General features: G+C 59.3%; 1 protein-coding gene. It reads right to left on the minus strand.

Going from position 1 to position 1,249, the window contains the following annotated elements:
• Positions 1 to 8 precede the first annotated feature (8 nt).
• A protein-coding gene (locus tag IFT60_RS26145) for an IS3 family transposase (protein WP_206759118.1) occupies positions 9 to 1,186 on the minus strand; the annotation gives its coding sequence in 2 pieces (ribosomal slippage) (positions 9 to 919 and positions 919 to 1,186; 1,179 coding nt in all).
• Between the last annotated feature and the right edge of the window lie 63 nt (positions 1,187 to 1,249).

Here is a 1,249-nt window from a genome sequence, read left to right on the forward strand (position 1 = left end):
TGTAGTGGTCAAGTAATTTCGGACACGACGATAAGTTCTTTCTCTGCCATTGTGCGTTCATAGACGCTGGGCGGCAGATTGCCCAAAACTGAATGCAGGCGCTCGCAGTTGTAGAAGCTGGCGATGTAATTGGCCACGTCAAGCCTGGCTTCGGCATGGTTCGCGTAATTGCGCTGCCAAACGCGCTCCATCTTCAGGTTCAGGAAGAAGCGTTCAGCGACGGCGTTATCCCAGCAATTGCCTTTACGGCTCATGCTGCAGACGAAGCCATGTTCGGCCAACAGGGCCTGATACTGGTCGCTCGCATACTGGCTACCGCGATCGGAATGAACGATCAGTCCGGCGGCCGGTCGGCGCGCCTGGATTGCCATGCGCAAGGCATCGCAAACCAGGGTGGCTGGCATGCTCGGCGCCATCGCCCAGCCCACGACTCGGCGCGAGAACAGGTCGAGCACGACAGCCAGGTACAGCCAGCCGGCGCCGGTCCGGATGTACGTGATATCCGAAACGTAAGCCAGGTTTGGCGCTGCAGGGTTGAACTGCCGGGCAAGCACGTTCGGCGCAACCGGCAGGGCATGTTTACTGTCGGTGGTGTGCACGAACTTGCGCTTCCAGACTGGCTTCAGGCTGGCCTGTTGCATCAGCCGGCGCACCTTGTAACGGCCGACCTGGAGCCCGCTATTGGCCAGCGCTGTGACCAGGCGACGGCTGCCGTAACTCTGGCCGCTGCTCATGAACGCGGCACGCAGATGCACGCTCGCTTTGCAAAAAGTCGGCGTGGCGGCACGACGCTTGGCTTCGTAAAATCCAGCCCGGCTCACGCCCAGCAGACGGCAGGTTTGTGCGACAGGTACGGCCTTCGTTTGCAGCTCGTCGACGAGCCGGTAGCTCACTTGAGCTCGCGGGCAAAGAAGGCCGATGCTTTTTTTAAGACGTCCACATCGCTACGAAGCTGACGATTTTCCTGCTCCAGCTGGCGAATGCGCTGCTGCTCAGCCGTCAACGGTTTGCCAATGCCGGGCTGGCCTTGTTGCTCGGCCTCGTATTGCTCCATCCAGCGACGGATCGAGGTCACGCCAATGTCCATCGTCTGGCTGACGTGCGAGATGCTGAGGCCTTGTTCTGTGATCATACGGACGACCTCAAGCTTGAAGCTGGGGTCAAAATTGCGGCGCTGCCTGGTCATGTAAACTCCTTCGAAGGTGAATTATCCACCTATCGAGGTGTCCGGGGGCATTAGACCACTACA

Origin of the sequence: Massilia sp. CFBP 13721, assembly GCF_014842025.1 — a bacterium.
Taxonomy (GTDB): domain Bacteria; phylum Pseudomonadota; class Gammaproteobacteria; order Burkholderiales; family Burkholderiaceae_D; genus Telluria.